General features: G+C 72.6%; 27 protein-coding genes and 7 tRNA genes. 21 read left to right on the forward strand and 13 right to left on the reverse strand.

The genetic code is table 11. The annotated features are described in order from the left end of the window. The first annotated feature begins 204 nt into the window (after positions 1 to 204). From OIE69_RS31820 to OIE69_RS31835, 4 genes are all read left to right on the forward strand, one after another. The gene (locus OIE69_RS31820) at positions 205 to 447 is read left to right on the forward strand and encodes a hypothetical protein (protein ID WP_037733380.1); all 243 of its coding nucleotides are present in this window, start codon (positions 205 to 207) and stop codon (positions 445 to 447) included. A 264-nt stretch (positions 448 to 711) separates the two neighbouring features. Further along, positions 712 to 915 (forward strand): hypothetical protein, encoded by a 204-nt coding sequence (locus tag OIE69_RS31825; protein ID WP_018564248.1) that lies wholly within the window; start codon positions 712 to 714, stop codon positions 913 to 915. A gap of 194 nt (positions 916 to 1,109) precedes the next feature. Then, positions 1,110 to 2,087: a phosphotransferase enzyme family protein gene (locus OIE69_RS31830; RefSeq protein ID WP_326581479.1), complete on the forward strand. Its 978-nt coding sequence runs from the start codon at positions 1,110 to 1,112 to the stop codon at positions 2,085 to 2,087. A 7-nt stretch (positions 2,088 to 2,094) separates the two neighbouring features. Continuing rightward, positions 2,095 to 2,388: a TFIIB-type zinc ribbon-containing protein gene (locus OIE69_RS31835; protein WP_078620275.1), complete on the forward strand. Its 294-nt coding sequence runs from the start codon at positions 2,095 to 2,097 to the stop codon at positions 2,386 to 2,388. A 41-nt stretch (positions 2,389 to 2,429) separates the two neighbouring features. On the opposite strand, the gene OIE69_RS31840 is transcribed toward OIE69_RS31835, so the two are convergent. The 5 genes from OIE69_RS31840 to OIE69_RS31860 form a co-directional block, all read right to left on the reverse strand. Further along, a tRNA-Val gene (locus OIE69_RS31840) sits at positions 2,430 to 2,504 on the reverse strand. 35 nt (positions 2,505 to 2,539) lie between these two features. Then, a tRNA-Val gene (locus OIE69_RS31845) sits at positions 2,540 to 2,611 on the reverse strand. A gap of 44 nt (positions 2,612 to 2,655) precedes the next feature. After that, positions 2,656 to 2,727: transfer RNA gene (locus tag OIE69_RS31850), tRNA-Val, on the reverse strand. 4 nt (positions 2,728 to 2,731) lie between these two features. Further along, positions 2,732 to 2,802 (reverse strand) — tRNA-Cys (locus OIE69_RS31855). Positions 2,803 to 2,829: 27 nt separating this feature from the next. After that, positions 2,830 to 2,902: transfer RNA gene (locus OIE69_RS31860), tRNA-Gly, on the reverse strand. A gap of 202 nt (positions 2,903 to 3,104) precedes the next feature. On the opposite strand from OIE69_RS31860, the gene OIE69_RS31865 reads away from it, so the two are divergent. Genes OIE69_RS31865 through OIE69_RS31875 form a run of 3 tightly spaced genes read left to right on the forward strand, consistent with a single transcriptional unit; the run spans position 3,105 to position 5,901 of the window. Continuing rightward, positions 3,105 to 4,172 carry a chorismate-binding protein gene (locus OIE69_RS31865; protein WP_326577616.1) on the forward strand — a complete coding sequence of 356 codons (1,068 nt, stop codon included), beginning with the start codon at positions 3,105 to 3,107 and terminating at the stop codon, positions 4,170 to 4,172. Beyond that, on the forward strand, positions 4,159 to 5,022 hold the full coding sequence (locus tag OIE69_RS31870; protein WP_326577617.1) for an aminotransferase class IV: 864 nt from the start codon (positions 4,159 to 4,161) through the stop codon (positions 5,020 to 5,022). Before OIE69_RS31865 ends, OIE69_RS31870 begins: the two co-directional genes overlap by 14 nt. 33 nt (positions 5,023 to 5,055) lie before the next feature. Then, positions 5,056 to 5,901 (forward strand): GNAT family N-acetyltransferase, encoded by an 846-nt coding sequence (locus OIE69_RS31875; protein WP_326577618.1) that lies wholly within the window; start codon positions 5,056 to 5,058, stop codon positions 5,899 to 5,901. Between the two features lie 266 nt (positions 5,902 to 6,167). On the opposite strand, the gene OIE69_RS31880 is transcribed toward OIE69_RS31875, so the two are convergent. After that, positions 6,168 to 6,674 (reverse strand): DsbA family protein, encoded by a 507-nt coding sequence (locus OIE69_RS31880; protein WP_326577619.1) that lies wholly within the window; start codon positions 6,672 to 6,674, stop codon positions 6,168 to 6,170. 126 nt (positions 6,675 to 6,800) lie between these two features. Between OIE69_RS31880 and OIE69_RS31885 the strand changes: the two genes are divergently transcribed. Together OIE69_RS31885 and OIE69_RS31890 are read left to right on the forward strand one after the other, a co-directional pair. Further along, positions 6,801 to 7,247: a hypothetical protein gene (locus OIE69_RS31885; protein ID WP_326577620.1), complete on the forward strand. Its 447-nt coding sequence runs from the start codon at positions 6,801 to 6,803 to the stop codon at positions 7,245 to 7,247. Between the two features lie 143 nt (positions 7,248 to 7,390). Further along, positions 7,391 to 7,525 (forward strand): hypothetical protein, encoded by a 135-nt coding sequence (locus tag OIE69_RS31890; RefSeq protein ID WP_018564240.1) that lies wholly within the window; start codon positions 7,391 to 7,393, stop codon positions 7,523 to 7,525. Here the strand turns inward: OIE69_RS31890 and OIE69_RS31895 are convergent. Both OIE69_RS31895 and OIE69_RS31900 read right to left on the reverse strand, forming a co-directional pair. Continuing rightward, positions 7,504 to 8,088: a CGNR zinc finger domain-containing protein gene (locus tag OIE69_RS31895; protein ID WP_326577621.1), complete on the reverse strand. Its 585-nt coding sequence runs from the start codon at positions 8,086 to 8,088 to the stop codon at positions 7,504 to 7,506. The genes OIE69_RS31890 and OIE69_RS31895 overlap by 22 nt on opposite strands. Positions 8,089 to 8,244: 156 nt before the next feature. Then, a complete protein-coding gene (locus OIE69_RS31900) occupies positions 8,245 to 8,658 on the reverse strand; it encodes an SsgA family sporulation/cell division regulator (RefSeq protein ID WP_003959770.1) in 414 nt (137 codons plus the stop codon). A 190-nt stretch (positions 8,659 to 8,848) separates the two neighbouring features. On the opposite strand from OIE69_RS31900, the gene OIE69_RS31905 reads away from it, so the two are divergent. The 6 genes from OIE69_RS31905 to OIE69_RS31930 all read left to right on the forward strand — a co-directional run bounded on the left by OIE69_RS31905 (position 8,849) and on the right by OIE69_RS31930 (position 13,453). Next, positions 8,849 to 9,334: a TIGR02611 family protein gene (locus OIE69_RS31905; protein ID WP_326577733.1), complete on the forward strand. Its 486-nt coding sequence runs from the start codon at positions 8,849 to 8,851 to the stop codon at positions 9,332 to 9,334. 89 nt (positions 9,335 to 9,423) lie between these two features. Continuing rightward, positions 9,424 to 9,495 (forward strand) — tRNA-Val (locus OIE69_RS31910). A gap of 223 nt (positions 9,496 to 9,718) precedes the next feature. Continuing rightward, a complete protein-coding gene (locus tag OIE69_RS31915) occupies positions 9,719 to 11,002 on the forward strand; it encodes an ABC transporter substrate-binding protein (protein WP_392567595.1) in 1,284 nt (427 codons plus the stop codon). 11 nt (positions 11,003 to 11,013) lie between these two features. Further along, positions 11,014 to 12,003, forward strand: a complete 990-nt coding sequence (locus OIE69_RS31920; RefSeq protein WP_326577734.1) for a carbohydrate ABC transporter permease — start codon at positions 11,014 to 11,016, stop codon at positions 12,001 to 12,003. After that, complete coding sequence (locus OIE69_RS31925; RefSeq protein ID WP_326577735.1) at positions 12,000 to 12,857, forward strand: carbohydrate ABC transporter permease; 858 nt, start codon at positions 12,000 to 12,002, stop codon at positions 12,855 to 12,857. Before OIE69_RS31920 ends, OIE69_RS31925 begins: the two co-directional genes overlap by 4 nt. Beyond that, positions 12,854 to 13,453 (forward strand): hypothetical protein, encoded by a 600-nt coding sequence (locus OIE69_RS31930; RefSeq protein ID WP_326577736.1) that lies wholly within the window; start codon positions 12,854 to 12,856, stop codon positions 13,451 to 13,453. The genes OIE69_RS31925 and OIE69_RS31930 overlap by 4 nt, the downstream gene beginning before the upstream one ends. A 361-nt stretch (positions 13,454 to 13,814) precedes the next feature. Here OIE69_RS31930 and OIE69_RS31935 read toward each other — a convergent pair whose 3' ends face one another. Together OIE69_RS31935 and OIE69_RS31940 are read right to left on the reverse strand one after the other, a co-directional pair. Beyond that, positions 13,815 to 14,549 carry an HAD family hydrolase gene (locus tag OIE69_RS31935; RefSeq protein ID WP_326577737.1) on the reverse strand — a complete coding sequence of 245 codons (735 nt, stop codon included), beginning with the start codon at positions 14,547 to 14,549 and terminating at the stop codon, positions 13,815 to 13,817. A 226-nt stretch (positions 14,550 to 14,775) separates the two neighbouring features. Further along, the gene (locus OIE69_RS31940; RefSeq protein WP_326577738.1) at positions 14,776 to 17,121 is read right to left on the reverse strand and encodes an SCO7613 C-terminal domain-containing membrane protein; all 2,346 of its coding nucleotides are present in this window, start codon (positions 17,119 to 17,121) and stop codon (positions 14,776 to 14,778) included. A gap of 80 nt (positions 17,122 to 17,201) precedes the next feature. Between OIE69_RS31940 and OIE69_RS31945 the strand changes: the two genes are divergently transcribed. Together OIE69_RS31945 and OIE69_RS31950 are read left to right on the forward strand one after the other, a co-directional pair. Continuing rightward, the gene (locus OIE69_RS31945) at positions 17,202 to 17,678 is read left to right on the forward strand and encodes an SRPBCC family protein (RefSeq protein ID WP_326577739.1); all 477 of its coding nucleotides are present in this window, start codon (positions 17,202 to 17,204) and stop codon (positions 17,676 to 17,678) included. Between the two features lie 38 nt (positions 17,679 to 17,716). Beyond that, positions 17,717 to 17,788 (forward strand) — tRNA-Val (locus tag OIE69_RS31950). A 47-nt stretch (positions 17,789 to 17,835) separates the two neighbouring features. On the opposite strand, the gene OIE69_RS31955 is transcribed toward OIE69_RS31950, so the two are convergent. Beyond that, a complete protein-coding gene (locus OIE69_RS31955) occupies positions 17,836 to 18,576 on the reverse strand; it encodes an exonuclease domain-containing protein (RefSeq protein WP_326577740.1) in 741 nt (246 codons plus the stop codon). A 172-nt stretch (positions 18,577 to 18,748) separates the two neighbouring features. Between OIE69_RS31955 and OIE69_RS31960 the strand changes: the two genes are divergently transcribed. The 3 genes from OIE69_RS31960 (at position 18,749) to thrS (ending at position 22,618) form a co-directional block, all read left to right on the forward strand. After that, positions 18,749 to 19,315, forward strand: a complete 567-nt coding sequence (locus OIE69_RS31960; RefSeq protein WP_089227740.1) for a DUF4365 domain-containing protein — start codon at positions 18,749 to 18,751, stop codon at positions 19,313 to 19,315. Then, on the forward strand, positions 19,315 to 20,502 hold the full coding sequence (locus OIE69_RS31965; protein ID WP_326577741.1) for a hypothetical protein: 1,188 nt from the start codon (positions 19,315 to 19,317) through the stop codon (positions 20,500 to 20,502). Before OIE69_RS31960 ends, OIE69_RS31965 begins: the two co-directional genes overlap by 1 nt. 133 nt (positions 20,503 to 20,635) lie before the next feature. Next, on the forward strand, positions 20,636 to 22,618 hold the full coding sequence (thrS, locus tag OIE69_RS31970) for a threonine--tRNA ligase (protein ID WP_089227742.1): 1,983 nt from the start codon (positions 20,636 to 20,638) through the stop codon (positions 22,616 to 22,618). Between the two features lie 37 nt (positions 22,619 to 22,655). On the opposite strand, the gene OIE69_RS31975 is transcribed toward thrS, so the two are convergent. Then, on the reverse strand, positions 22,656 to 23,330 hold the full coding sequence (locus OIE69_RS31975; RefSeq protein ID WP_326577742.1) for a potassium channel family protein: 675 nt from the start codon (positions 23,328 to 23,330) through the stop codon (positions 22,656 to 22,658). A 66-nt stretch (positions 23,331 to 23,396) separates the two neighbouring features. On the opposite strand from OIE69_RS31975, the gene OIE69_RS31980 reads away from it, so the two are divergent. After that, on the forward strand, positions 23,397 to 23,957 hold the full coding sequence (locus tag OIE69_RS31980; RefSeq protein WP_326577743.1) for an HIT family protein: 561 nt from the start codon (positions 23,397 to 23,399) through the stop codon (positions 23,955 to 23,957). A gap of 73 nt (positions 23,958 to 24,030) precedes the next feature. On the opposite strand, the gene OIE69_RS31985 is transcribed toward OIE69_RS31980, so the two are convergent. Then, a complete protein-coding gene (locus OIE69_RS31985) occupies positions 24,031 to 25,674 on the reverse strand; it encodes an MATE family efflux transporter (protein ID WP_326577744.1) in 1,644 nt (547 codons plus the stop codon). Positions 25,675 to 25,791: the final 117 nt, after the last annotated feature.

Below are 25,791 nucleotides of genomic sequence, written 5' to 3' on the forward strand. Positions count from 1 at the left end.
GTCCATCCCCGCTGCCTGCCTGGCCAGTCTGACGCCGACAGCTTACGGACTGACCGCCCGTCGTGCCGCGAGGCCGCGCCCGCGCGGGGCGGCGGATTGTCAGTGCCGGATGGGATCCTTGAAGAGTGGGGAAAGTTCCGGCCGCTGACGGCCCGGAATTTCGTCATGCCGTCAACAGTCCATCGGACAAGGGGGATTGACGCCATGAAGGGTGATCGTGTGGAGATAGTCGTCGACGCCGGCGACACGACGAGGACGTATGAAGTGGTGGCCACCAGGGCGGGCCGCAGGGTCGAGACAGCGGTCCGCCGAGGGGTGGTCGAAGTGAGCGAAGTCACCCGGTCCGGCTCCGTGGTGCGCACCGCGCGCTTCATGGCCACCCGGGTCCTCGCCCTGGTCGAGCAGCCCATGCCGACCGGCGACGCGGAGGACGAGGAGCGCGCCTGACGGGCCCCCTGGGCGCCTGCCCGGGACATCCCCTCGGGGATGTCCCGGGGGCGCGGCCCGGTCCCTCCACCCAGGGGAGTACACGGCCGGACCCGGAGTCATCCTCGGGGAGGCCAGGGAAGCGGTACGACGGCATGACGACCGCCGCCGGCGCCGCGCCTAGTGTTGAGGTCAAGCGGCGGGCGGAGCACTCGTCCCCCGAGGTCAAACGCCCGCCGCCCCGACAACTGTGAATGATCACGGACCACGACCCGGGAGAGGGCCATGGCGAACACGGTGAGCCGTACGGTGCGGCCGGCGCGCGGCAGCAGGATCGCCGCGTTCGGCATACGCCCGTCGGGCACCCGGCATCCGCTGGTGGCGGTGGCGATGGTGCTGCCGCTCGCGGTGCTGCTCGCGGTGGCCTTCGGAGGCTGGGACGCGGTGGTCACACAGGCGTCGTCCGTAGCCGGTCTGATGGGGCGCTGACAGACGCCCTGCGGCCCCGGAAGAGCGGTCCGGGGTCCGCGAGGACCGGTGAACCAACCCCGTGGGGACGGGGGTCCGGCGGACGGCATGAATGCCCGGGTACCTGTGGCGGTACCCGGGCATCACACCCGGCATTGCCAGTGGGCGGCACGCTGCCGCACAGTGGGCCGGTGGAACGGGCAGTGGGGGAGAAAGTGACCAGCAGCGGAGCAGCGCTGACGCACGCCCTGGGGGCGGTCGCGGCAGCGGCCTCGCGGGTGCCCGGCCAGGCGCGGCCCGCCGTGCTCGCCGAACGGCCCGACGCCACCGTCGTCCGCGGCGGCCGCCTCGTCGCCAAGGCGCACGCCCCGGGCACCGATCCCGGAGAACTCGCCCTGCGGCTGCGTGTGGCCGCCCACCCGCTGATGGACGGCGTCCTGCTGCCCCCGGCGCCGCTGCCCGACCACGGGGGCGCGCTGAGCACCGTGCTCCTCGGCCGCACCGTGAGCCTGTGGCCCCTCGGCGAGCCCGTCGACCGCGACGACCCGGACTCCGCGCCCTGGGCGGAGGCCGGCGCCCTCCTGGCCCGGCTGCACACCGTGCCGCCGGCCTTGCTGCCCGGCCCGCCGCCGCAGATGCGCGGCCCGGTCAGCGCGGCCCGCGCGGTCGCCAGGATGCTCGCCGCCGGCCCCGGCGACCCGGCGGTGCTCGCCGCCTGGCACGGCCTGCCGCCCTGGGCCCGCGGCGAGGCCCCGCAGCCGCGGCGGGTGCTCTGCCACGGAGACCTGCACATGGGCCAACTGGTGCGCCACCCCGCGCCGGACGGGCCGTGGTGCCTCATAGACGTGGACGACCTCGGGCTCGGCGAGCCCGCCTGGGACCTGGCCCGGCCGGCGATGTGGTTCGCCGCCGGGCTGCTCGACCCCGCCGACTGGGGCCGTTTCCTCGGTGCTTACCGCGCCGGCGGCGGCCCCGCCGTCCCCGCGGACGGCGACCCGTGGCCGCATCTCGATGTGGCGGCGCGGGCGTTGGCGGTCCAGACCGCGGCGACAGCCGTCGCCAAGGCCGCGCAGGAGGGCCGCGCACTCGACGGGGCGGAACAGTCCGTCCTCGATACGTGCCGCCGAATCGCGGAAGTAAAGTGCAGTTCTACGCCGGGGGACGACCCCCGGCCGGCGCGAACGAGGAGATGAGCCGACGATGCTCTGTCCCAAGTGTCATGGCCCGATGCAGACGTTCACCCGCAGCGGCGTCCAGATCGAGCAGTGCGGCAACTGCCGGGGGATCTTCCTGGACTACGGGGAGCTCGAAGCGCTGACCCGCATGGAGTCGCAGTACGCCCAGCCCGCCCCGCCGCCGCCCGGTTACCCGCAGGCGTACCCGCAGCAGCAGCACGCCGCCCCGGCCTGGGGTGCCCCGCACGGCGGGCACCACGGGGGCCACCGCGGTCATCACAAGCAGCAGAGCTGGGCCCACATGCTCTTCTCGTCGTGACACGACCGAGGGCCGGAGCGAACGCTCCGGCCCTCGGGTGCTGGTGGACGATACTGGGATTGAACCAGTGACCTCTTCCGTGTCAGGGAAGCGCTCTCCCGCTGAGCTAATCGTCCTCGGTACTACGGGTGGTGCTGGTGTTGATGCAGCGTGCGCGATACTGGGATTGAACCAGTGACCTCTTCCGTGTCAGGGAAGCGCTCTCCCGCTGAGCTAATCGCGCTCGGGTCCCCGTGCCGAAGCGCGGGAAGGCCCTTCCGGGCCCAGTGGACGATACTGGGATTGAACCAGTGACCTCTTCCGTGTCAGGGAAGCGCTCTCCCGCTGAGCTAATCGTCCTCAGAGGTGGAGACGGGATTTGAACCCGTGTAGACGGCTTTGCAGGCCGTTGCCTCGCCTCTCGGCCACTCCACCAGCGCGGGGGCGGTGACCCCCACTTCGAGCGGACGACGAGATTCGAACTCGCGACCCTCACCTTGGCAAGGTGATGCTCTACCAACTGAGCCACGTCCGCAGTGTCTCCCCCGGAGCTCGCACCCGGGCGGGACCTTCGCAGGTGCGCTTCCGCGTCCCGGCGACGAGTTGAACTCTAGCGGATTACGGCTCTGCCACCAAAACGCGTTTCCGCAGCGTGCCGGGTCGGTGACCAGCGCATCTCGTCCGTCGCCGCCGACTTAGACTCGCATTCGCCCCTCCGGACCGACCTGGGAAGCCCCGTGCCCGACCTCGAGCCCCTCGCCAGATTCGGCGGCCTCGTCGCCTCCGACCTGCGGGATGTCACCACCGACCCCGCCGCGCTGGACTCCTCCGGCTTCTGGGCGGTGGTCGCCGGTTTCGAGGGCGGGACGGTCTGCGCGCGCTTCGGGACCGTACGGCCGGAATCCGCCGCGGCGGCCCCCCGCCGGCTCTGGAAGGGCCCCGCCCGCGGCGACTGGACGTCCTCGCTGGAACGCGCCGCGTACACCGCGGGGGTGCGCCGCGTCCGCCAGTACATCGCGGCGGGCGACGTCTACCAGGCCAACCTCTGCCGGGTGCTCACCGCGCCGCTGCCCGACCCGGACGCCGACATCGACGCCCTCGCGGCCGTCCTCGCCCGCGGTAACCCCGCCCCGCACGCCGGGACGGTCCGGCTGCCCGAGCACGGCATAGAAGTGGCCAGCGCCTCCCCCGAACTCTTCCTGCGCCGCCGCGGCGACATCGTCGAGTCCGGGCCCATCAAGGGCACCGGCCGCACCGAGGCCGACCTGCTGCCCAAGGACCACGCCGAGAACGTCATGATCGTCGACCTGGTCCGCAACGACCTCGGCCAGGTCTGCGCCACCGGCACGGTCACCGTCCCCGACCTCTGCGTCGTGGAGAAGCACCCCGGCCTGGTCCACCTCGTCTCCACCGTGCGCGGCGAACTGCGCGAGGGCGCCGGCTGGGCCGCGCTGCTGGACGCCGCGTTCCCGCCGGGCTCCGTCACCGGCGCGCCCAAGTCCAGCGCCCTGCGCATCATCGCCGAACTGGAGACCGCCCCCCGCGGCCCCTACTGCGGGGGCATCGGCTGGGTCGACGCCGACCGCGGCACCGGCGAGCTCGCCGTGGGCATCCGCACCTTCTGGATCGACCGCGCCGCCCCCGGCGGCCCCGTGCTGCGCTTCGGCACCGGCGCCGGGATCACCTGGGGCTCCGATCCCGATCGGGAGTGGGACGAGACGGAACTGAAGGCCTCCCGGCTGCTGGCGGTAGCGTCGGGTACGTACGACTCGAACGAAGGCGAACGGAACCATGGGGCAGAGTGACACCGTGAGCACGACCACCGCGGGCGCGATCTGGGTCAACGGCGCGCTGCGCGAGACCGACGAGGCGTCCGTGTCCGTCATGGACCACGGCCTGACCGTCGGGGACGGCGTCTTCGAGACGCTCAAGGCCACCGGCGGCACCGCGTTCGCCATGGACCGCCACCTGCGCCGGCTGGCCCGCTCCGCGCGCGGCCTCGGCCTGCCCGAGCCCGATCGGGACGAGGTGCGCCACGCCTGTGAGGCCGTCCTCGCCGCCAACCCGGTGCCCCACGGCCGGCTCCGCGTCACCTACACCGGCGGCACCTCGCCGCTCGGCTCCGAGCGCGGCACCACCGGCCCCACCCTGGTCGTCGCCCTGGGCGCCGCGACCGTCCGCCCCGACACGACGGCCGTCGTCACGGTCCCCTGGACCCGCAACGAGAAGGGCGCCCTCGCGGGGCTCAAGACCACCTCGTACGGGGAGAACGTCGTGGCGCTGGCCCGCGCCCACCAGCACGGCGCCTCCGAGGCGCTGTTCGCCAACACGCAGGGGCGCCTGTGCGAGGGCACCGGCTCCAACGTCTTCGTCGTCCTCGGGGGCAAGCTGCTCACCCCGCCGCTCGCCTCGGGCTGCCTCGCCGGGATCACCCGGGAGCTCGTCATCGACTGGGCGGGCGCCGAGGAGGCCGACCTGCCGTTCGAGGCGCTCGGGGAGGCGGAGGAGATCTTCGTGACCTCCTCGCTCCGCGACGTCCAGGGCGTCCACCGGGTCGACGACCGCGAACTCGCCACCGGGGCCCGCCCCGGCCCGGTCACGGCCAAGGCCATGCGGGTCTTCGCGGAGCGGTCGGCGGAGCACCCGAACCCGTGACGTGACCCCGGCGACCCGGTAGAACTCCACACCATGACCACCACCCTGCGCCCCGCCGAGCCCGAGCACCGCCGGCGCGGCGGAGCACGCGCCCGCCGCTTCCACGTCTGCGTCAACGGGCGCCCGGTGGGGGAGACCACCCTGTCCACCGACACCCGGTTCGGGCCCGAGGCCGGGCGCATTGTCGCGCTGCGGATCGACCAGGACCAGCAGCGCCGCGGCCGCGGCACGGTCGCGGCCCTCGCCGCGGAGGAGGTCCTGCGGGGATGGGGCTGCCGCCGAATCGAGGTCTCGGTGCGGGCGGAGGACACGGCCGCGCTCCGGCTCGCGGGCGTGCTGGGGTACGTCGTCCGCAACCGGAGCATGCTCAAGGCGCTGCCCGACGTGCCGCCGGCGCTGCCGGAGGGCAGCGTCGTACGGCCCATGACCGAGGCGGAGTACCCGGGGTGGGCGGCCCGGAGGCGGGACGAGTACGTACGGTCCTGGACGGAGCGCGGCGTGCCCGAGGCGCAGGCCCTCGCCAAGGCCGAGGCGGACGACCGGGCCGCCCTCCCCGAGGGGCTCGCGACGCCGGGCGCGCTGGTGCGGGTGCTGGAGGCCGGCGGGGCCGGGGGCACGGCGGGGGAGGCCGTGGGGGACCTGTGGGTCGGGCGCGGGGACGAGGACACGGGGTTCGTCTTCAACGTCCAGGTCGCCGAGGAGCACCGTGGGCGGGGCCACGGGCGCACGCTCATGCTCGCCGCGGAGCGGGAGTGCCTGGCGGCCGGGCTGGAGTGGCTGGGACTGAACGTCTTCGCCGGGAACGAGGCGGCGGAGGGGCTCTACGCGGCGCTGGGGTACGGGGTGACGGAAGTGCATCTGGCGAAGCCGCTTGTGTGAGTGCCCGGAGCCGTGGTCGGGGCCCGTTGTCGTGTGCGGGTGTGTTGCGCCCGCGGCGGGCATCCCCCCGGCCTTCGGCCGGGGGGACCCCCACCCCGGGGCCCGCGGTTCACGCCCACGTCATTCGGCGCCGGGTCCGCCGCCCGTCCCCTGCGGGGGCACCCCGCCGCACCCCCTCCCGTCGTATCGGCGCACGACAGCCGGACGAGGTGGGGGCAGTCTCCGCAGCCCCCCCAAGGCACCGCACAGGCGCGATGCCGAACCGGTCAGCGGCCCAGGGCCGCGTCCGCGAGGGACTCGATGCGGGCGCGGAGGCCCTCCTGGGACGTGCCGCCGTCGAGGCGCTCGCCGGAGATGACGTAGGTGGGGGTGCCGGTGACGCCGATGGCCTTGCCCTCGGCGTGGTCGGCGTCGACGACGAGCAGGTGCCGCCCGTCGACGAGCGCCGTGTCGACCTCCTCCGCGTCGAGCCCCAGGTCGGCAGCGATCTCGACCAGCAGCGCCTCGCCGCGCTCGCCCAGTTCCTCCGTGCGGGCGAGGACCGCCTCCGCGTACTCCCAGCCGCGTCCCTGGGTGAAGGCCTCCTCCGCGGCCTGGGCGGCGGCGTAGGAATGCTTGTGCTTCTCCAGGGGGAAGTGCCGCAGCTGCACCTCCAGGGTGTCGCCGTAGCGCTCGCGCAGGGCGTGCAGGTCGGTCAGGGCGGCGGCGCAGTCGGGACACTGGAGTTCGCACCAGTACTCGAGGACGACGGTGCGGGGAGTCGCTTCGTTCATGGGGCCAGTCTCCCACCGGGGGAGGAGCCGCCCCGGAGATCACCCCGAGGTTGCCGCCGGGCCGTGGCCCGGCGGCGGGGCACGGGTGCACGATGGAGCGAGCAGACCACTTCGGAGGAGCTCCGCATGCTGACCTCGACCGTGTGTGTCGCGCTGTCCGCGGCGGGCCTGGCGATCGCCCTGCTCACCGCCTACCGGCGCAGGTTCCGCAGAGCGACGATGATCGCGGCGGCGGCACTGCTGCCTGTCGGCCTGTACATGACGGGCCTGGTCTCGCTGGTCGGGACCGTCGTCCGGGCCGTCGCCGACTGGGCCGCCGACCTGGTGTTCAAGCCTTCGGTGTGGGCGGGCTTCGCCGTGCTCGCCCTGGCGGTCGTGCTGTACGTCCTCGCGCGGGTCGCCGGGCGCCGCAAGGCCGTCCCGGAGGCGAAGCCGGACCGGGCGGTCGCTCCGGGTGCGGGGGCGCCGGCCCTGGCACAGGGGAAGAAACCGGTCCCGAAGGCGGCGAAGACCGATCCCGACCTGGCCGAATTCGGTGAGATCGAGGAGATCCTCAAGCGCAGGGGGATCTGAGCGGCGTGTTGGTGGCAGGGGGTGGCGGGGTTAGGTCATCATCGCCGTGGCGGACTTCAACTACCGCCCCCTGAGCGCGATTTGGCATGCCCGGGGGCGTACGGTTGTGCGGGTTCGCGTCCCTCCGAGCACACCGTAAGGCCATGCAAGCCGAAGCAGACGACGACGAGCCACGCGGTTGCCTCTTCGCGCTCTCCCAGCCGCCGCTGATGTTGTTCCTGACCGTGATCGGCGGTCTGCTCGCCCTGGGCGGGCTCTACGACCTCTGGCCGTTCTGAGCCGGCACGGCGACGGCCTCGCGGCGGCGCGCCCGGTACGCGGCGACGTGGAGGCGGTTGCCGCAGGTGCGGCTGTCGCAGTAGCGGCGCGAGCGGTTCCGTGACAGGTCGACGAAGGCGCGCCGGCAGTCCGGGGCGTCGCAGCGGCGCAGCCGCTCCCGCTCCCCGGCGACGAGGAGGAACGCCAGGGCCATCCCGCAGTCGGCCGCCAGATGGTCGGCGAGGGAGGCGCCCGGGGCGAAGTAGTGGACGTGCCAGTCGTAGCCGTCGTGGTCGGTCAGCCGGGGCGTGGTGCCGGCCTCGGCGACGAGGGAGTTGATCAGTGCCGCGGCCTCGGGCGTGGCGGGCGCCGAGAAGACCTGGGTGAAGAGTTGCCGGACGGCCCGCACGGCGACGAGGTCGTCCTCGTCGAGCGAACCGATGTCGCTGACCTCGTTGCGCTCCACGAAGGCGCGCAGCGCCGCGAGATCGGCCAGACCCTCGCGGCCGTCACTCTCCGGTGTGGTGTTGATGAGATCCACCACGCAGTCGAGTGCGCACCTGGTGTCATGGTTGATCAGCACGGGATCGCTCTCTCCCTGGCCTGGTGGGTCGGGCGTTCCGGTGACTGTAGCGCGAGAGCCGTCGTCGTGGAGCGCGCTGCTCCCCGACGACGGCTCCGGCAGGTCGGGTCCGCGCCGTACCCCCGAGATGCGTACGGCGACGGACGGTCGGTGGACTCAGCTCTCGGCGAGGATGTGCGAGAGCTCGGTGTCCAGGTCGAAATGACGGTGTTCGGTGCCGGGGGGCACCGCGGCGTCGGTCCGCTTGAGGAACGACTCCAGGGCCCGCGCAGGGGCCTCGAGCAGCGCCTCCCCCTCCGGAGAGCTGAGGGCGATGCACACGACGCCCTGGCCGTGACTGCGGGACGGCCAGACCCGGACGTCGCCGGTGCCGGTGGGCCGGTGCAGACCTTCGGCGAGCAGGTCGCGGGCGAACACCCATTCGACTGTCTCCTCGGCACCGGTGTGGAAGGTGGCGTGCACGGCGTAGGGATCGGCCGTGTCGTACCGCAAGCCCGCGGGTACGGGCAGTGACGATTCGCTCGACACAACGAGGCGCAGGTGCAGCTCGCAGCTGACCGTGGTGTTCATAAGCGCCAGGGCCTTTCGCTCAGTGTGCGCTCGGGGATTCGCACGTCGGCGAAATCGACATGCCACCTGCGGGGACGTTGTAAACCCCTCTGACGGGTTTGTGAGGGTTCCGGTACCTCGTCCGGCCGAGTTCTTTTCCTCCCCGGCGAGCCATTCCGGTGATGAAGCGGTTTCGGGTAAGTTTGGCTGTATGACTGCGGAGAGTGACGAGCGGGAGGTGGCTGTGGCCATGGATCCCGCGACCCCCGATGACGGGGGCGACGGGGGCGGCGAGGACGGGGAGCCCGAGGGCTCCGAGCGCCCGCTGGGGTCGAGGGCGCCGGGTTTCATCCGGCGCTCCCGCGCGCTGCACGTGAGCTGGCAGGTCGGGGTCTTCCTGGTGGGTCTGGCGATCGTCGGGACGGGCGTGGTCCTGCTCCCGCTGCCGGGGCCCGGCTGGGTGGTGATCTTCGCCGGCATGGCGGTCTGGGCGACCGAGTTCGTCTGGGCCCAGCTGGTGCTGCGCTGGACGAAGCGGAAGGTGACCGAGGCGGCACAGAAGGCACTCGACCCGAAGGTGCGGCGGCGGAACCTGACGCTGACCGTCATCGGGCTGGTGATCATCGGCGCGCTGCTGGGTTACTACGTGTGGCGGTTCGGCTTCGTGATGCCGTGGAAGGCCGACCTGCACTCGTGACGCCGCGAAAGGGTCGACCGTCATCGTGGGTGCGCTGTCCGCGATGGTCGGGGCACCCGCTGACATGCGGTAATGTTGTCTCCGCACCGGGGCGATTAGCTCAGCGGGAGAGCACTTCGTTCACACCGAAGGGGTCACTGGTTCGATCCCAGTATCGCCCACCCGGACCGAGGGCCCGGAAGCCGAGAGCGGCTTCCGGGCCCTCGTCGTGTGTCCGGTGGTCCCGGTGTTTCGGGTAGGCGCGGGAAGCGCTTTCCGTCATTCTCCGTCGTAAGCATTGACGCCCTGACAGGGTCTCCCTACGGTTTCTCGGCAAGCGCTTGCCTTAATCGTTTCAGGCCCTCCGCGGGACGCGGGGTGGCGTCTGCCCGAAGGGGGCATGTCGTGAGCGTTCGACGGAGTGTGCGCGGGTCACGGGGCCCGCGGGCGGCCGGGGCCGCGGTCGCCGCACTGGCGCTGCTGGCGGCCGGCTGCGGCGGTGGCGACGGCGACCCGGACGGCGGGACCGTGACCATCCGCTACTCGTGGTGGGGCGCCCAGGACCGGGCCGAGCTGATCAGGAAGACGATCGCGCTCTTCGAGAAGGACCACCCGCACATCGAGGTCAAGACGGACTTCGCCGAGTACGCCGACTTCTGGAGCAAGTTCAACACCCAGGCCGCGGGCGGCAACGCCCCCGACGTCTTCCAGAACTCGGTCGCCTTCCTGCGCAAGTACGGCGAGAAGAACCTGCTGCTCGACCTGAACGCCCAGGTCAAGGCCGGAAAGCTCGGCATGGACGACTTCCGGGCCGGCCTGGACAAGGCCGGCGAGGTCGACGGCAGGCTGCTCGGCGTCCCGGTCGGCGGCAACACCTTCGCCCTCGTCTACAACCCCGAGGCCTTCGAGCGCGTCGGCGTCACCCCCGCCGCCGGCTGGACGTGGGACGAGTTCGACACCGCCGTCCACAAGATCAGCGCCGCCGAGGGCGACCTGTACGGCGCCAGCGACAACGGCGGGGTCATGTACCTGTACGACCTCTACCTGCGCCAGAACGGCAAGGCCTTCTTCACCGCCGACAAGAAGCTCGGCTTCACCGAGGGCGACCTCCGGCAGTGGTGGGGCGACCACTACGCCGGCAACAAGGCGGGCGACCTGGTCCCGGCCAAGAAGAGCGAGCAGATCAAGCCCAAGTCCTCGGTCAGCGGCGACCTTTCCGCCGCCGAGTTCACCTGGGACAACTTCATCGTCCGCTACGCCGCCGAGACCGACACCGAGCTCGCCCTGGCCCCGGTCCCCACCACCGACGGCACCAGGACCGGTCAGTACATCTCCTCGCTCATGCTCAGCGGCTCCGCCCGCACCAAACACCCCGAGGAGGTCGCGGAGTTCATCGACTTCATGGTCCACGACCCCGAGGTCGGGAAGATCATGGGCTACAACCGCGGTGTCCTGCCGACCAACGCCCAGTTCGACGCGTACGAACCGACCGGCGTCGACGCGCAGATCGCCGCCTACGAGAAGTCGGTGACCGGCGTCATCGAGCCGATCACCCCGCATCCCGCGGGCGCGGACGTCGCGGAGGCGGCCTTCCTGCGGATCTACGGCGAAGTCGCCCTGGGCAAGACGTCGGTCGACGACGCCGTCACGCAGTTCTTCAGCGAGGCGAAGACCGCACTCGGCTCCTGAGGGGACGACCCGTGACCCGCACCCAGATCGCCCGGACGGGGGTCGCCGAGCGGCCCCGCGCGCCTCAGGGCCGTCCCGCCGAGGGCCCCCGGGGCGCCGCCGGCCGGCGCCGGGAGACCCTGGCCGGCTACCTGTTCCTCACCCCGTGGTGCGTCGGTGTCCTGCTGCTGACGCTGGGCCCGATGCTGGTCTCGCTCTACCTGGCCTTCACCGACTACAACCTCTTCGACTCCCCGAGGTGGATCGGGCTGCGGAACTTCCGCGACATGTTCGCCGACGACCGGTGGTGGCACTCGGTGCGGGTGACGCTGGAGTACGTGCTGGTCGGCACCCCGCTCAAGCTCGCCGCGGCACTCGGCGTGGCGCTGCTGCTGGTCCGGCCGCGCCGCGGGCAGGGCTTCTACCGCTCCGCCTTCTACGCGCCGTCGCTGATCGGGGCGAGCGTCAGCATCGGCATCGTGTGGCGCTCGGTGTTCCAGGACGACGCCGTCGTGGACCGCGCGATGCACTTCGTGGGCTGGGACGCCGGCGGCTGGGTCGGTGACCCGGACTGGTCGCTGCCCACCCTCGTCACCCTGACCGTCTGGCAGTTCGGCGCCCCGATGGTGATCTTCCTGGCGGGGCTGAAGCAGGTGCCGCGGGAGCTGTACGAGGCGGCGGAGGTCGACGGGGCCGGGGCCTGGCGGCGGTTCCGCTCCATCACGCTGCCGATGATCTCCCCGGTGCTCTTCTTCAACCTGCTGCTCGAACTCGTCCACTCCTTCCAGGTCTTCACCTCGGCGGTGGTCCTCGGCGGCAGCGGTGGCGGGGCGGGCGGCCCGGCCGACTCCCTGCTCGTCTACACCTGGTACCTGTACGAACAGGGCTTCCGCAACCTCCGCATGGGCTACGCGTCCGCCATGGCCTGGATGCTGATGCTGGGCATCGGACTGCTGACCGCGGTGCTGTTCCGCACCCAGCGCAACTGGGTCCACTACGAGGAAGGGACGGACGCCCGATGACCCCCGCCGCCACCGCCCGCCGCCGCACGGCGCGCACCCTCGCCTGGCACGCGGGCGCCCTGGCCCTGCTCGCGGTCATCCTCTACCCGGTGGTGTGGCTGGTCGGGGCCTCGTTCAAGCCGGGCGACGAGATCGTCGGCAGCCTCGAACTGCTGCCCGGCCGGCCCATCGCCGACAACTACCGCCGGCTGACCCGCGGCATCGCCGACATCCCCGTCTCCACCTTCTTCACCAACTCGCTCGTCCTGGCGCTCGGTTCGGTGGTGGGCGTGCTCATCTCCTGCTCGCCGGCGGCCTACGCCTTCGCCCGGATCCGCTTCGCCGGACGCAATCTGCTCTTCGCGGTGATGATCTCGACGCTGCTGCTGCCCTTCCAGGTGCTCATCATCCCGCAGTACGTGCTCTTCCAGAAACTCGACCTGATCAACACTTACGTTCCGTTGCTGCTCGGGAAATATCTCGCCGCGGACGCGTTCTTCGTCTTTCTCATGGTGCAATTCATGCGCAATCTCCCCCGGGAATTGGACGAGGCCGCGCGCATCGACGGCTGCGGGCATCCGCGCATCTTCTGGAGCATCGTGCTCCCTTTGTGCCGGCCCGCACTCATCACGAGCGCCATCTTCACGTTCATATGGTCCTGGAACGATTTCATCGGGCCCCTGCTGTACCTGAACGAACCCGACAAGTACACCGTCTCGCTCGGGCTGAAGATGTTCATCGACCAGGACAGCGTGGCCGACTACGGCGGCATGGTCGCCATGTCGCTGGTCGCCCTGCTGCCCGTCCTCCTCTTCTTCCTCGCCTTCCAGCGCCACCTCGTCGAGGGCGCCGCCACCTCGGGGCTGAAGGGATGACGCCCACGGCCGCGGCCGAGGGCGCCCGCCGTCGCTCCGCGGCCCGGTTCGCGCAGTTCGCGCTGTTCGCCGAGTGCCTGCTGACCGGGGTGTGGCTGGTGGTGGCGGCACTGCCGCTCGTCACCGCGCTGCCCGCGTTCGCCGCCGCCTGCGGACACCTGCGGCGGCACCTGGACGGGGAGCGGTCCACCTGGCGCGACTTCGCGGCGGAGACCGTCGCCGCGACCCGCGCCGGCTGGGGCCGGACGCTTGTGTGGTGGGGCGCGCTCGCACTGCTCGGGCTCGACCTGGCCGTGGCCCGCTCCGGGGCGCTGCCCGGTGGGGGAGCCCTCACCGGGTTCAGCGTGCTCGCCGCGGTCGCCCTCGTGGTGACGGGGCTTCGCGCCGCCGCGCTCTGGCGGCCCGGGGAGGGCGGCCGGGGTGCGGCCGGCCGCGCCGTGCGACGCTGTGCGGGCGACCCCGGGGGGACGCTGCTTCTGGCGGGCGGGGCGGTGCTGGCCGGGGTGGCCGCGTGGATGCTCTTGCCGCTGGGGGCGGTGGCGTTGGGGTGCGTGGCGGGGGCGGCGGTCGCGGTGGAGCGCCGGGCCGGCGGGTAGCCCGTGGGGCGGGGTGCGTTCTGTGGGGCCCGGTTGTTGTGTGCGGGTTGTTTGCGCCTGCGGCGGGCTGTCCCCCGCCCTCCCGCCCTCCCCCAGCCTTCGGCCGGGGGGACCCCCATCCGGCGCGATTGGTGCGGGCCTCGCGCGGTTCGTGGTGGGCCGGGGGCGGGGCCTCCGGGGCTGGGCATTCTGTACCGCATATTCAGGTGCATGGCGGGCGGTCCAGGTCCTTGCCGTCTGTGCCGCACAACAAATACACGTCAGCGTCCAGAACGCCCACCCTCCCCCAACCTTCGGCCGGGGGTGCCCCCAACTCCCCCGCCCCCTCCGTATCGCGGGCGACCAACGGCCGGAGGGGGCGTCAGGGGCGCACGTGCGGCCGCAGTCCGCAGGACGCGAGCACGAGGTGGAGGCGCTCCTCGGTGGCCTCGGCGAGCGGTGGGACCAGCAGTGTCGCGATGCCCGCCTCGACCGCCGCACCGTCGTGGCCGGAACGGTCCCCGACCATCAGCGCCTCTTCGGGGCCCACCCCGAGCGCGTCCAACGCCAGCCGGAAGATGGCGGGGTCGGGCTTGCAGACACCGTGCTCGAACGACAGCACGAACCGGTCGACGTAACCGTCGAGGCCCGCCTTCACGAACCAGGGGCGGATGTCGAAGTGGACGTCACTGACCACGGCCACCCGTACCCCGGCGGTCTTCAGCGTCGCGAGTGTCCGCTCCACGTCCGTCGCGAAGAGATCGACGTCCGGCTGCGCGAGCTCGTCGTACAGGGCGTCCATCAGGGACCAGGCGATGTCCGCCGCCGAGACCCACCGTGCGAACCCGGCACGGTACGACTCCACGGACGCGTCCGCGCCGGTCATCGCCTGCGCCACTTCCGGTTGCCTGATCGCCGCGTCGAGTGCCGCGCTGAGCCGCCGTACCTCCGTCGGCGAGGTGTCCCGGGCGAGGCGCCGCAAAGCGCCCTCGATCCACGACCCGCCCTTGGGACCGGCGTGGTCAGGACCCCACTTGGGGACGATGAGCGTTCCCACCCAGTCCAGAAGGACGGCCTTGAAGGTGGGCGGGTCTTCCCCGGGGTGAAGTTCGATCACCTCGCCGGTATACCCGGTGCGGTTCGGTCGGCGGAGGGGGACTCCCCCCATCACCCCCTCCGGCCGTCATGCGCCCGAACCGGCGGGAGAGGGTGTGGCGGGGTGCGCCCATGGGGGCCCCCGGCTGAAGGCTTGGGGGAGGGAGGGCGGGTGGGCAACCCCCAACCGCAACCACGACGGTGCCGCACACGACAACCGGCCGCACCACAACCCACCCGCACGATTCCTACCGCAGGCGCCCCAGCGCCTCCCGCACGCGCCGCACGTCGCGCAGACGGCGCTCGTACGTCGCCCCCACCCCCAGCAGGAGGGCGCCGGCCAGGGCGAGCGGCACCCAGCGGGGGACCGTGCCGAGGGCCTGGGCGATGTAGGGGGCCAACTCGTGCAGCGCGTCGAGCGCGAGCACGGCCGCCCCCAGCAGGAGCGGCGCCGCCAGGCGGTGGCGGGCACCGAGGAGCATCACGGCGAGGCAGGCCGCGCCCAGGCACAGGGGGCGAACCCAGCCGGGGTCGCCCCAGGCGGCGGCGAGGCTCGGGAGGAGGGTCGTGGCGAGCCCGGGGGCGTAGGCGGCCCAGGAGGAGAACGCGGGGTCGCGGCGCCGCCGCAGCGCACCGACGGCCAGGGCGGCGACCGTGACGGGGAGCGTGTACGCCTCCGGGGCGTCCACGCCGGACGCCGCGAGGCGCACCCAGCCGGCCGCGACCATCAGGCAGGTCGCGACGTACCCGAGCCGGCGCCGGTCGGATCGCAGCGCGGCGACGGCCGCGGCGAGGAGACCCGCGAGGGCCAGTGCCAGGGCGAGCAGCGCCGGGTCGTCGGCTGCGAGGCCGATCCCGAGGAGGGCGGCGGCGTGGCCGGGGTGCTCGAAGGGGCGTCCGGGGGCGCGGAGCGCGGCGGCCTGGGCTGCCGCGGCGATCGCGAGGAGGGTGAACGCCGCCGCGTGGGCGGGCAGTCCGGTCCAGGCGAGGCCCGCCGCGCAGGCGACGACGGCGGAGGCGGTCAGCACGCGGGTGCGCGACGCCGCGGCGTACAGCGCGCCGAAGCAGGCCAGCAGCACGGCGAGCACGGTGAGCGTCGTCGTGCGCTCCGGGTGGGCCCAGGCGGCGGCCGTCGCGGCGAGCCCGCACGCGCTCACCAGGGCGGTCCAGGTGAGCGCCCTGGCCGACAGCGCGAGCAGGGCGGCCACGACGACGAGCCGTACGGGCAGCGGACCGGGGGCGCAGACGGCGACCGCGGCCGACACCAGGGCGCCGGAGGCGGCGAGCGGGGCGTACGGGGTGCCGCGGTGCAGCCGTGCCGCCGCGGCCAGTTCGGCGGCGAGCAGGCCGGCCACCGCGACCGCGCTGTACGGGTCCTCCCACGCGTCGGGCGTGAGCACGCCCACGGCCAGCGGGGGCAGCGCCCACAGCAGTGCCAGGGCGTGCACCGTGGCGGCGCCGGCCGCGAGACCGGCGGCCACCGGGCGCAGACGGGCCGGGACGGCGAAGACCGCGGCGCCCAGCACGACTACCGCGCACACCAGGTATCCCGGCACGATCCAGTCGGCGGTCACGCCGGTCCGGACGATCCCGCCCGCGCCGCCCACGGCCGCGAGCGCCGCGACCCCGGCCAGGATCCCGGACACGGCGGCGGGCACCGGCGGCCGCAGTGCGACGGCGAGGGCCACCGCCGCGGCGCCCAGCAGCAGCGCGCCGGCGCGCAGTGCCGCGCCGCCGTCGTCGGCGGAGACGGAGAGCCCGCCCGCGGTGAGCAGCCCGGCCGCCCCGACGACGGTGCCGGCGACGGCGGCGGTGATCCGCGTCCCGCGCCCGCCGGTGAGGAGGGCGGCCCCCGCGTCCAGCGTTGCCGTGACGAGCAGGGCGGCCGCGATCCCGTACACCGACTCCTGCGCCGACGCCCACAGAACCAGGGGGAGTTGACCGATCGCCACGGCGAAGGGCACCGGCAGCACGAGCCGCCCGAGCGCCTTCCCGTACCCGGCCCAGAGCGCGGCGACGGCGGCGAGGGACACGGCCGCGTAGCGCAGCCCGTCGGCTTCGGCGAAGGCCACGCGGTGGAGCGCGTACGCGTCGAGCAGCAGCAGGACGAGGCCTAGGCAGGCGACCACCTCGGCCGTCGCGTTCAGTGTGCGCCGCAGCAGCAGCGCGGGGACGCCCGTCGCCGCGAGCGTCAGGGCGCCCAGGACGGCGGCCCGGCCGCCGATGCCGAGCCGGCCCCAGCTGATGACGGTGAACGCGACGGCGGCGACCGCCAGCAGCACGCCGCCCAGGGCCAGCAGCACGTTCTGCACCGCGCGCGGCGACGTCTCCCGCCGCGACGGCGCGTCCGGCCCCGCGCCCCACGGCGCCTGCGGGTACGGCGGCCGCAGCTGCGCCAGCAACTGCCCGCGCCGTACGAGGAGGCGGCCGCGCTCGGCGTCCAGCCGCAGGAGCGCGCGGTCGGTCTCGCGCAGTTCCCCGGCGACCGGCCCGACCAGGGGCAGCGCGCAGCGCGGGCAGGCGGGCGGCGCCGTCACGGGCAGATAGGTGCCGCATGCGGGGCAGCGGTCGTGCGGCGGGGGCGTCGTCTCCATGGCTCGGAGTGTGGCGCGGCCCACGTGCACGGGCATGCGCGCCGGTACTCAGATCCGTGCTGAGTACGCACACTGGCCTCATGGACTGGAGCCGTTACCGCTTCCGCAGCCTGTGGCGGATCGCCGCCCCGCCCGAGGCCGTGTACGGCCTGTTGGAGCGTCCGCACGAGTACCCGGCCTGGTGGCCCCAGGTCCGCGAGGTGCGGCGGACCGGCGAGACCGCCGGCACCCTGCGCTTCCGCTCGGTCCTGCCGTACGACCTGTTCGTCACCGCGCACCAGACCCGCCGCGACCCGCGGGCGCGGGTCCTGGAGGTGGCGATGTACGGGGATCTGGAGGGGTGGGTGCGGTGGACGGTCGGTGCGGACGGCGCCGGCGGTGGCACCCGGCTCCTCTTCGAGGAGGACGTGATCGTCAACAAGCCGCTGATACGGCGGCTGGCCGTGCCGTGCCGGCCGCTGTTCCGGGCGAACCACGCCCTGATGATGCGGCAGGGGCGGCGCGGCATGGCAGCCCGGCTGCGCGGGGAGGACGCACCCGGCCGGGAAGCCGTTTGAACGCAGCCGCCCGTGCCCTGTATTGTTCAGGTCGTCCCGGGCGATTAGCTCAGCGGGAGAGCACTTCGTTCACACCGAAGGGGTCACTGGTTCGATCCCAGTATCGCCCACCCTCACGAAGGGCCGGTCCATCACGGACCGGCCCTTCGTCGTGCGGCTAGGCCGCCGGCTCCTCGGGGGTCCGTAGCGGCGACGGCCGCAGTGGCCACGCGGGGTCGACCCGGTCGTCCGTGCCGCTGCGGGCGAACCACGCCTGCAGCCCGCGGGCCTGGCCGGCGTGCCAGAGGGCCTGCCGGGCGTGCAGTTCGGCGGGCGGCACCTGGCCGATCCGCGCGGCGAAGCGGTGCCCCAGCACCCGCACGAGGGCGAGCGCGGCGAGGGCGTCCGCCGCGGCGTCATGGGCGTCGGTCAGTACGACGCCGTAGTGCGCGCACAGGTCGGTCAGGGTGCGGCGGCCCTTGCGGTAGCGGTCGAGATGCTTGTCCAGGACCCGGGGGTCGAGGACGCGCAGCGGACCGCGGATCAGGTAGGTGTCGAGGGCCATGCCGCGGTGGCGCCTCAACTCCCGGTCGAGCAGCGTCAGGTCGAAGGGCGCGTTCATCACCACCAGCGGCACGCCGGCCGCGGCCTGATCGGCCAGCGCGCGTGCCAGTTCCTCCACCACCGGGCCCGGGCGGCGTCCGTTGGCGCGGAGGTAGTCGTCGTCCAGCCCGTGTACCGCGCGGGCCCCTTCGGGCACCGGGACCCCCGGGTCCACCAGCCAGCGCGTCGTCCTGGCGGGTATGCCGGGGGCGTCCTCGACCACCAACGCGGCCGAGACGACCCGGTCGTGCTCCACGTCGACCCCCGTGGTCTCCGTGTCGAAGGCGGCCAGCGGGCCGTCGTACCAGTGCGGCATGGCGCACCTCCCGTGCGGATCGCAGGATTTGGGCGGCCGAACGGCCGCCCTTACGGTACGTACCCGTGACCGCACGTCACCGAACCGCAACGGTTTGCGACTTGTCGCTGGTGGGGATGATGATGGTAACGGGGATCGCCAGGATTCCCGGCCCGGAAAGGCACGGAGAGCGATGGCGCTCGAGCAGCCCGGCCCGGGTGGGCTGCTGTCCGAGCGGAACGCTTCGCTGCGCGGCGGACTCGCCACCACCAGCTGCATGGAAACCCTCCAAGTGGGATATCTGCACGCGGTGGCGGCTGCCGCCGGCTGTTCGCTCGCCCAGCCCTTCCCGGACAACGGCATCGACTGGCACATAAGCCACAGTTCGCACGGCCACAGCGTGGACGACGAGGTCACGATCAAGGTGCAGCTCAAGTGCACCTACCAGGTCGCCCCGCGGCCTCCCGGTCCCACCTTCGCCTTCACGCTCGAGAACGAGCACCTGGTGAAGCTGGCCCGGAACCCGGTCTCGGTGCACAAGATCCTCGTGGTGATGCTCGTGCCCCGCACCCAGGAGGAGTGGTTGCGCGCCAGCCACGACCGGCTGGAGCTGCGGCACTGCTGCTACTGGACGAACCTCGCCGGCCACGCGGTGACCGGCAGGCGCAAGACCACCGTGCGGATACCCACCGCGCGGATCTTCGACGACCGGGCCCTGTGCGAGATCATGACGCGGGTCGGGGCGGGAGGGAGGCCCTGATGAGCCGCACGGCCGACGACGCACTCGTCCCGCCCGACCCCGAGCGGGTCGACCCCGGCGTCCTCGTCGCGCTGCTCGCCCGCCACGGCTGGCGGAGGCGCGGCGGCGCCCCGGGCCGCTACACACGCTGGACGCCCCCCGGCGAGCCGGAGTCCGCCGCCCGGACCAGTCTGCTGGTGCCCGAGCGGCGTACCGCGGGCGCCCGCTACGCCGACCACACCGAGCTGCTGGGCGAGGCCCTGGACGCCCTCGCCCGCTGCGGCGAGCCCTCGGCGCGCGAGGTGCTGACCGCACTCGCCGTCCCGGGCGACGAGATCCGCTGGCACCGCGAGCGGCCGCCGGCCGCGGGCGCGGCGGTGCCGTGGACGGCGGCGGAGCAACTGCGCGGCGCCGCCCGCGCCATGCTCATGTCCGCCGCCCGCGCCGAACGCGACCGCTTCGGCTACTTCGGCGCGCGCCACACGGGGTACGCCGACGCCTTCCTGGAGCGGGTGCTGGTCGGTGACGCGCCGGGGCACCAGCTCACCGCGTACGTGCCGGTCCCGGAGGGCCGCCGCACCGTGACCACGCTGCTGCGCGCCCTGCAGGCCACCCGGGACGCCGTGGACTACCAGCGCACCACCGGTGGCATGGAGGCCTTCGACGCGGCGGTGGGCCTCGGCGTCTGCCACGAACTGGCCGATTCCCTGATCCGGATGGTGCGCGGCACCGAGGGCGTGGTGGTCGCCCTCGCCTGGGCTCCGGCGGCCGGGGCACCCGCCGGGTTCGCGACCGTGCCGGAGCCGGTCGAGTTCTCCCCTGGCGACCTCCCCGCGCTGGAGGCCGCCAGTGATCGTTACGTGCGCGAGGAACCGTCGGTGGACGTGCGCGTCACCGGCACCGTCACCCGGCTGCGCCGGCCGCGTCCCTCCGGGGGCGGCACCATCCGGCTGCGGGTCCTGGCCGGCGCGGACGTCCGCCACGTACGCGTCCGCCTGCCCGAGGAGGGCTACCGCATCGCCGCCCAGGCGCATCTGGTGGGGCTGCCCGTGCGGCTTTCCGGGCGGCTGGAGCGGCGTACCGGCTTCCGGCACCTCACCCACCCGTCCGCGCCGGCTCCCGTCCACGTCGACGAGGCCGACCGCGACCGGCTGATGAAGGCCCTGCACGGCGGCGTCGACACCTTCGAGGACTCCTTCGGGGGCTGACCGGCCACCCCCGCCGGACGGCGGCCGCGCCGCCCGGTGCTATCGCTTCGCGGGGCACCGGTGCGGCTCGGTAGGATTCAGCGGTGCAGCATTCCGCTGCCGGAGCCAGTGGGACATACGTCAGGAGAGACCGGTGTCAGACGTCCGTGTGATCATCAAACGCGATTCCGAGGAGCAGGAAGAGCGGCTGGTCACCACGGGCACGACGGCGGCCGAGCTCTTCGACGGCGACCGCACCGTCGTTGCCGCGCGTGTCGGGGGCCAGCTGAAGGACCTCGCGTACGAGGTCGCCGACGGCGACGAGGTCGAGCCCGTCGGGATCGCCAGCGAGGACGGCCTCAACATCCTGCGCCACTCCACCGCGCACGTGATGGCCCAGGCCGTGCAGGAGCTCTTCCCGGAGGCCAAGCTCGGCATCGGCCCGCCGATCAAGGACGGCTTCTACTACGACTTCGACGTCGAGAAGCCCTTCCACCCCGACGACCTCAAGCGCATCGAGAAGAAGATGCAGGAGATCGTCAAGCGCGGTCAGCGCTTCTCCCGCCGTGCCGTCAGCGACGACGCCGCCCGCGAGGAACTCGCGGACGAGCCCTACAAGCTGGAGCTGATCGGCCTCAAGGGCTCTGCCGCCGAGGCCGCCGAGGGCGCCTCCGCGGAGGTCGGCGCCGGCGAGCTGACCATCTACGACAACCTGGACCCCAAGACCGGCGAGCTGTGCTGGAAGGACCTCTGCCGCGGTCCCCACCTGCCCTCCACCCGGATCGTCCCGGCGTTCAAGCTGATGCGTTCGGCCGCCGCCTACTGGCGCGGCAGCGAGAAGAACAAGCAGCTGCAGCGCATCTACGGCACCGCCTGGCCGTCCAGGGACGAGCTCAAGGAGTACCTGGACTTCCTCGTCGAGGCCGAGAAGCGCGACCACCGCAAGCTCGGCGCCGAACTCGACCTGTTCTCCATCCCGGAGCAGATCGGCTCGGGCCTGGCGGTCTTCCACCCCAAGGGCGGCATCGTCCGCCGGGTCATGGAGGACTATTCGCGCCGCCGGCACGAGGAGGAGGGCTACGAGTTCGTCTACACCCCGCACGCCACCAAGGGGAAGCTCTTCGAGACCTCGGGCCACCTGGACTGGTACGCCGACGGCATGTACCCGCCCATGCAGCTCGACGAGGGCGTGGACTACTACCTCAAGCCCATGAACTGCCCGATGCACAACCTGATCTTCGACGCGCGCGGCCGCTCCTACCGTGAACTGCCGCTGCGCCTGTTCGAGTTCGGCACCGTGTACCGGTACGAGAAGTCCGGTGTCGTGCACGGACTCACCCGTGCCCGCGGTTTCACGCAGGACGACGCGCACATCTACTGCACCAAGGAGCAGATGGCGGACGAGCTCGACAAGACGCTCACCTTCGTCCTCAACCTGCTGCGCGACTACGGTCTGACCGACTTCTACCTGGAGCTCTCCACCAAGGACCCGGAGAAGTTCGTCGGCTCCGACGAGATCTGGGAGGAGGCCACCGAGACGCTGCGGCAGGTGGCCGAGAAGCAGGGCCTCCCGCTCGTCCCCGACCCGGGCGGTGCCGCGTTCTACGGCCCCAAGATCTCCGTCCAGGCCAAGGACGCCATCGGCCGCACCTGGCAGATGTCGACCGTGCAGCTCGACTTCAACCTGCCCGAGCGCTTCGACCTGGAGTACACGGCGGCCGACGGCACCAAGCAGCGCCCCGTCATGATCCACCGGGCGCTCTTCGGTTCCATCGAGCGCTTCTTCGCGGTGCTGCTGGAGCACTACGCGGGCGCCTTCCCGGCGTGGCTGGCCCCCGTCCAGGCGGTCGGCATCCCGATCGGCGACGCGCACGTGTCCTACCTGCAGGACTTCGCCGCCGAGGCGAGGAAGAAGGGCCTGCGGGTCGAGGTGGACGCCTCCGCCGACCGGATGCAGAAGAAGATCCGCAACGCGCAGCGGAGCAAGGTGCCGTTCATGGTCATCGTCGGCGACGAGGACATGGCGGCGGGTTCGGTCTCCTTCCGCTACCGGGACGGCTCGCAGAAGAACGGCATCCCGCGCGACGAGGCGATCGCCGAGATCGCCAAGGCCGTCGAGGACCGCGTCCAGGTCTGAACCGCCGGTACCGCACACGGCGACGGGCCCCCGGAGGTCAGCCCTCCGGGGGCCCGCCCGCGTCCTGCCGCTCGTCGGCGCGGCGGAAGCTCTGGGTGAGCCAGGCCGAGAACGACCCGACGACCGCGCCGATCAGGACGACGCCCAGGAACATCACGCCCACCGCGATGACCCGCCCGCGCACCGTCACCGGCACCAGGTCGCCGTAGCCGGTCGTGGTGATCGTGGAGCACAGCCACCACACCGACTCGCCGTAGGTGCGGATCTGCCCGCCGGGGGCGTCGTGCTCGTCCGCGTAGACCTGCAGGCTCGCCGCGAAGCCGAGGAGCAGCGCGCTGAGCCCCGCGTACGCCATGACCCGGGCCTCCAGGGAGAGCCGCGGCTGCTTGTGGCGGTTCTGGATCTTCCCGTAGAGCTGCAGCAGGCGCAGCGGGCGCAGCAGCGGAAGGATCACCACGACCAGGTCGAGCCAGCGCCGACGGACGTAACTCCATCGGTGCGGTGCGACGGCCACCCGGACCAGGTAGTCCACCACGAAGATCCCCCAGGTCACGACGGTGATCGTGAGCAGCAGGTCGGACCAGTCGGGCGGCAGGTCGGGGGCGAGCACGCGCACCGCGTACGTGACGAGGAACACCAGGGACGCGATGGACAGCGGCACGCTGCCCCGACGTTCCCACTCGTGCAGCCGCCGCTCGTCATCCATGGGCATGGGGCCAGCATCGTGCCCCACGGTCGGGAGTGCCCCCGGCGACACGCAGGGCCGCGACGACGCCATATGCTGCAAGGCATGACGAGTGAGCCGGAACTGCAGAACGGAGTGGGGACGCAGGACGCGTTCCAGCGCCTGTGGACGCCGCACCGCATGGCGTACATCCAGGGCGAGAACAAGCCGACCGGCCCCGGGGCCGGGGACGGCTGCCCCTTCTGCGTGATTCCGGATATGAGTGACGAGGACGGGCTGGTCATCGCGCGCGGCGACGCCGTGTACGCGGTCCTCAACCTCTACCCGTACAACGGCGGCCACCTGATGGTGGTGCCCTACCGCCATGTCGCGGACTACACCGACCTCGACGCGGCGGAGACCACCGAGCTGGCCGAGTTCACCAAGCGCGCCATGGCCGCGCTGCGCTCGGCCTCGGGCGCGCACGGCTTCAACATCGGCATGAACCAGGGCACCGTGGCGGGCGCCGGGATCGCCGCGCACCTGCACCAGCACGTGGTGCCGCGCTGGGGCGGCGACACCAACTTCATGCCGGTGGTCGGCCACACCAAGGTGCTGCCGCAGCTCCTCGCCGACACCCGCAAGATGCTCGCGGACGCCTGGCCGGCCGCCTGATCCGGCCCGCTTCCGCCGGCCGCCGGACTTCCCGGACCGGGACGGCCCGGACGCCGTCCCGACCGGGGCCCCGTCAGTAGACGTCGGCCTCGCTGGGCGAGGCGTCCTGCACCATGTTGCTCAGTATGTCCGAGCGGTTGGTGAACTTCGTGACGTCCACCCCGTTCTCCTTCATGACGGTGATGACCGCGGAGTGCACCGCGCGCAGCACCGGGGTGGCGGCGCGCAAGGCGTCGTCGGCCATGAAGCGGTGCGTCCAGGGCGTCGAGGCCCAGCTGTGCCGCAACCCGAAGGGCTCGGGCAGGACGATCTTGCCGCCGAGGTGGTCGAGTATCTGGGGGAAGCGCGTCAGGGGGGCGCGGGCGGCCAGCCGCACCACCTCGTCGCTCGCCACGAGCGGCAGCTGAACCTTCTTCTTCTCCCAGAACTTGAACGGGTGGGCTATCTCCTTCTCCTTGGCCTCCGGCGCCGTGGTGAACAGGGAGTGCACAGGCCCCAGGACGTGCCCGGTCACCTCGGTCCGCAGCGTGCTCGCCAGCACGGTCACGGTGACCATCATGGTGATCACCAGCTGGCCGTCCCAGACCACGAACTGCACGCCCAGATAGTGCCGGTTGCCCTTGTCGAACTGCTGCTCGTTGCAGATCCGCTGGATCTCGAAGTCCCGGACGGTGTAGCCGTCGACGTCCGAGCCGGTGGGCCGGGCGACCTTCTTGGCGCCCGCACCGACATGGGAGACGATCCAGTGCTGCACCTGGGGCTTGGGGAAGCCGCCGGTGTGCAGGGGGCCGCGCTGCAGGTCGCGGAGCTTGCCCTGGATCACCTTGATCACGTCCCAGCTGCGGAACGGGTGGATCTCGCTCAGGCCCTCGCGCGGGACGAGCTCCTCGGCCATCCGCCAGACGCCCCAACGGGCGCCCATGCCGAGCACGCCCTTGGGGCCGGCGTAGAAGACCACGTTGCTCTGCTGCTCCGCGGAGAGCTTGGCCAGGTTCTGGCGCAGCGTCTCGGCCCGGGTCTGGTTGGGGTTGCGCGGTACGGCCTCGGGGATCTTGGCGCCGACGCCGCTGCCGGAGACCAGCCCCGCCCAGCGTTCGCGCAGGTCCTTGGCGGTCTGCTCGCAGATCCGCTTCGCCCAGAACCAGCCCAGGACCGGGGCCACCATCATCACCCGCAGATACTGTGACCAGAAGCCGGTGAGCGGCGGGTTGAGGACGAACAGGACGGCGAAGAAGCCGACCACGATCAGGACCACCGAGCCGAGCAGCCCCGCCCGGGACCCCTCGGACTTCCGTACCACCGCGCGGAGTTGGAAGGCGCCCAGCCAGATCAGCATGCCGGGCAGGAAGAGCAGGCCGAACACGGCCATGACGGCCGTCAGTTTGCCGTCGCGCTCCTGGCGGATCCGGTTGGCGGCCAGGCAGTGCTCGACCACGGTCTGCGGCTCCGCACCGAAGGACTGCACCAGGTCATTGCGGGAGCCGCCGAGCATCCGGTTCTGCACGGCGCGGGCGAAGGCCTCGCCCAGGTTCGCCCGCAGCAACTTGACCTTCCCGGCCTGGACCGACGAATGCCCCTCGTCGGCCGTCGACAGGGCCTCCAGGGGACTGTCCCGGTACGCGGCCGACGCGAGTGCCTGGGTGGCCCCCGTCTGGCCGTCGACACCGCTCAGCGGTATCTGCGCGCCCGGGCTCAGGAAGTCGAAACCGTCGGTCACTGCCGCCCCCTTCTGGTCCCCGCCCGCGCGGAAGTGAACCCGCCCGGCCCTTTCCCCGGCCGCGGCACCGGCACACCTGCGACGCCGCCCACCCAGCGTATACGGGGCGTGTGACAT

It is taken from the genome of Actinacidiphila glaucinigra (assembly GCF_035918135.1).
Lineage (GTDB): Bacteria > Actinomycetota > Actinomycetes > Streptomycetales > Streptomycetaceae > Actinacidiphila > Actinacidiphila glaucinigra.

What these genes read in the sequence shown, in the direction of transcription:
- OIE69_RS31835 (WP_078620275.1), top strand. Translation starts at nt 2,095, where the DNA reads ATGCTCTGTCCCAAGTGTCATGGCCCGATGCAGACGTTCACCCGCAGC.
- OIE69_RS31945 (WP_326577739.1), top strand. Translation starts at nt 17,202, where the DNA reads ATGGACTGGAGCCGTTACCGCTTCCGCAGCCTGTGGCGGATCGCCGCC.
- OIE69_RS31925 (WP_326577735.1), top strand. Translation starts at nt 12,000, where the DNA reads ATGACCCCCGCCGCCACCGCCCGCCGCCGCACGGCGCGCACCCTCGCC.
- OIE69_RS31825 (WP_018564248.1), top strand. Translation starts at nt 712, where the DNA reads ATGGCGAACACGGTGAGCCGTACGGTGCGGCCGGCGCGCGGCAGCAGG.
- OIE69_RS31940 (WP_326577738.1), bottom strand. Translation starts at nt 17,121, where the DNA reads ATGGAGACGACGCCCCCGCCGCACGACCGCTGCCCCGCATGCGGCACC.
- OIE69_RS31870 (WP_326577617.1), top strand. Translation starts at nt 4,159, where the DNA reads ATGGGGCAGAGTGACACCGTGAGCACGACCACCGCGGGCGCGATCTGG.
- OIE69_RS31965 (WP_326577741.1), top strand. Translation starts at nt 19,315, where the DNA reads ATGAGCCGCACGGCCGACGACGCACTCGTCCCGCCCGACCCCGAGCGG.
- OIE69_RS31890 (WP_018564240.1), top strand. Translation starts at nt 7,391, where the DNA reads ATGCAAGCCGAAGCAGACGACGACGAGCCACGCGGTTGCCTCTTCGCG.
- OIE69_RS31955 (WP_326577740.1), bottom strand. Translation starts at nt 18,576, where the DNA reads ATGCCGCACTGGTACGACGGCCCGCTGGCCGCCTTCGACACGGAGACC.
- OIE69_RS31875 (WP_326577618.1), top strand. Translation starts at nt 5,056, where the DNA reads ATGACCACCACCCTGCGCCCCGCCGAGCCCGAGCACCGCCGGCGCGGC.
- OIE69_RS31975 (WP_326577742.1), bottom strand. Translation starts at nt 23,330, where the DNA reads ATGCCCATGGATGACGAGCGGCGGCTGCACGAGTGGGAACGTCGGGGC.
- OIE69_RS31880 (WP_326577619.1), bottom strand. Translation starts at nt 6,674, where the DNA reads ATGAACGAAGCGACTCCCCGCACCGTCGTCCTCGAGTACTGGTGCGAA.
- OIE69_RS31820 (WP_037733380.1), top strand. Translation starts at nt 205, where the DNA reads ATGAAGGGTGATCGTGTGGAGATAGTCGTCGACGCCGGCGACACGACG.
- OIE69_RS31905 (WP_326577733.1), top strand. Translation starts at nt 8,849, where the DNA reads ATGACTGCGGAGAGTGACGAGCGGGAGGTGGCTGTGGCCATGGATCCC.
- OIE69_RS31960 (WP_089227740.1), top strand. Translation starts at nt 18,749, where the DNA reads ATGGCGCTCGAGCAGCCCGGCCCGGGTGGGCTGCTGTCCGAGCGGAAC.
- OIE69_RS31900 (WP_003959770.1), bottom strand. Translation starts at nt 8,658, where the DNA reads ATGAACACCACGGTCAGCTGCGAGCTGCACCTGCGCCTCGTTGTGTCG.
- OIE69_RS31885 (WP_326577620.1), top strand. Translation starts at nt 6,801, where the DNA reads ATGCTGACCTCGACCGTGTGTGTCGCGCTGTCCGCGGCGGGCCTGGCG.
- OIE69_RS31930 (WP_326577736.1), top strand. Translation starts at nt 12,854, where the DNA reads ATGACGCCCACGGCCGCGGCCGAGGGCGCCCGCCGTCGCTCCGCGGCC.
- OIE69_RS31980 (WP_326577743.1), top strand. Translation starts at nt 23,397, where the DNA reads ATGCTGCAAGGCATGACGAGTGAGCCGGAACTGCAGAACGGAGTGGGG.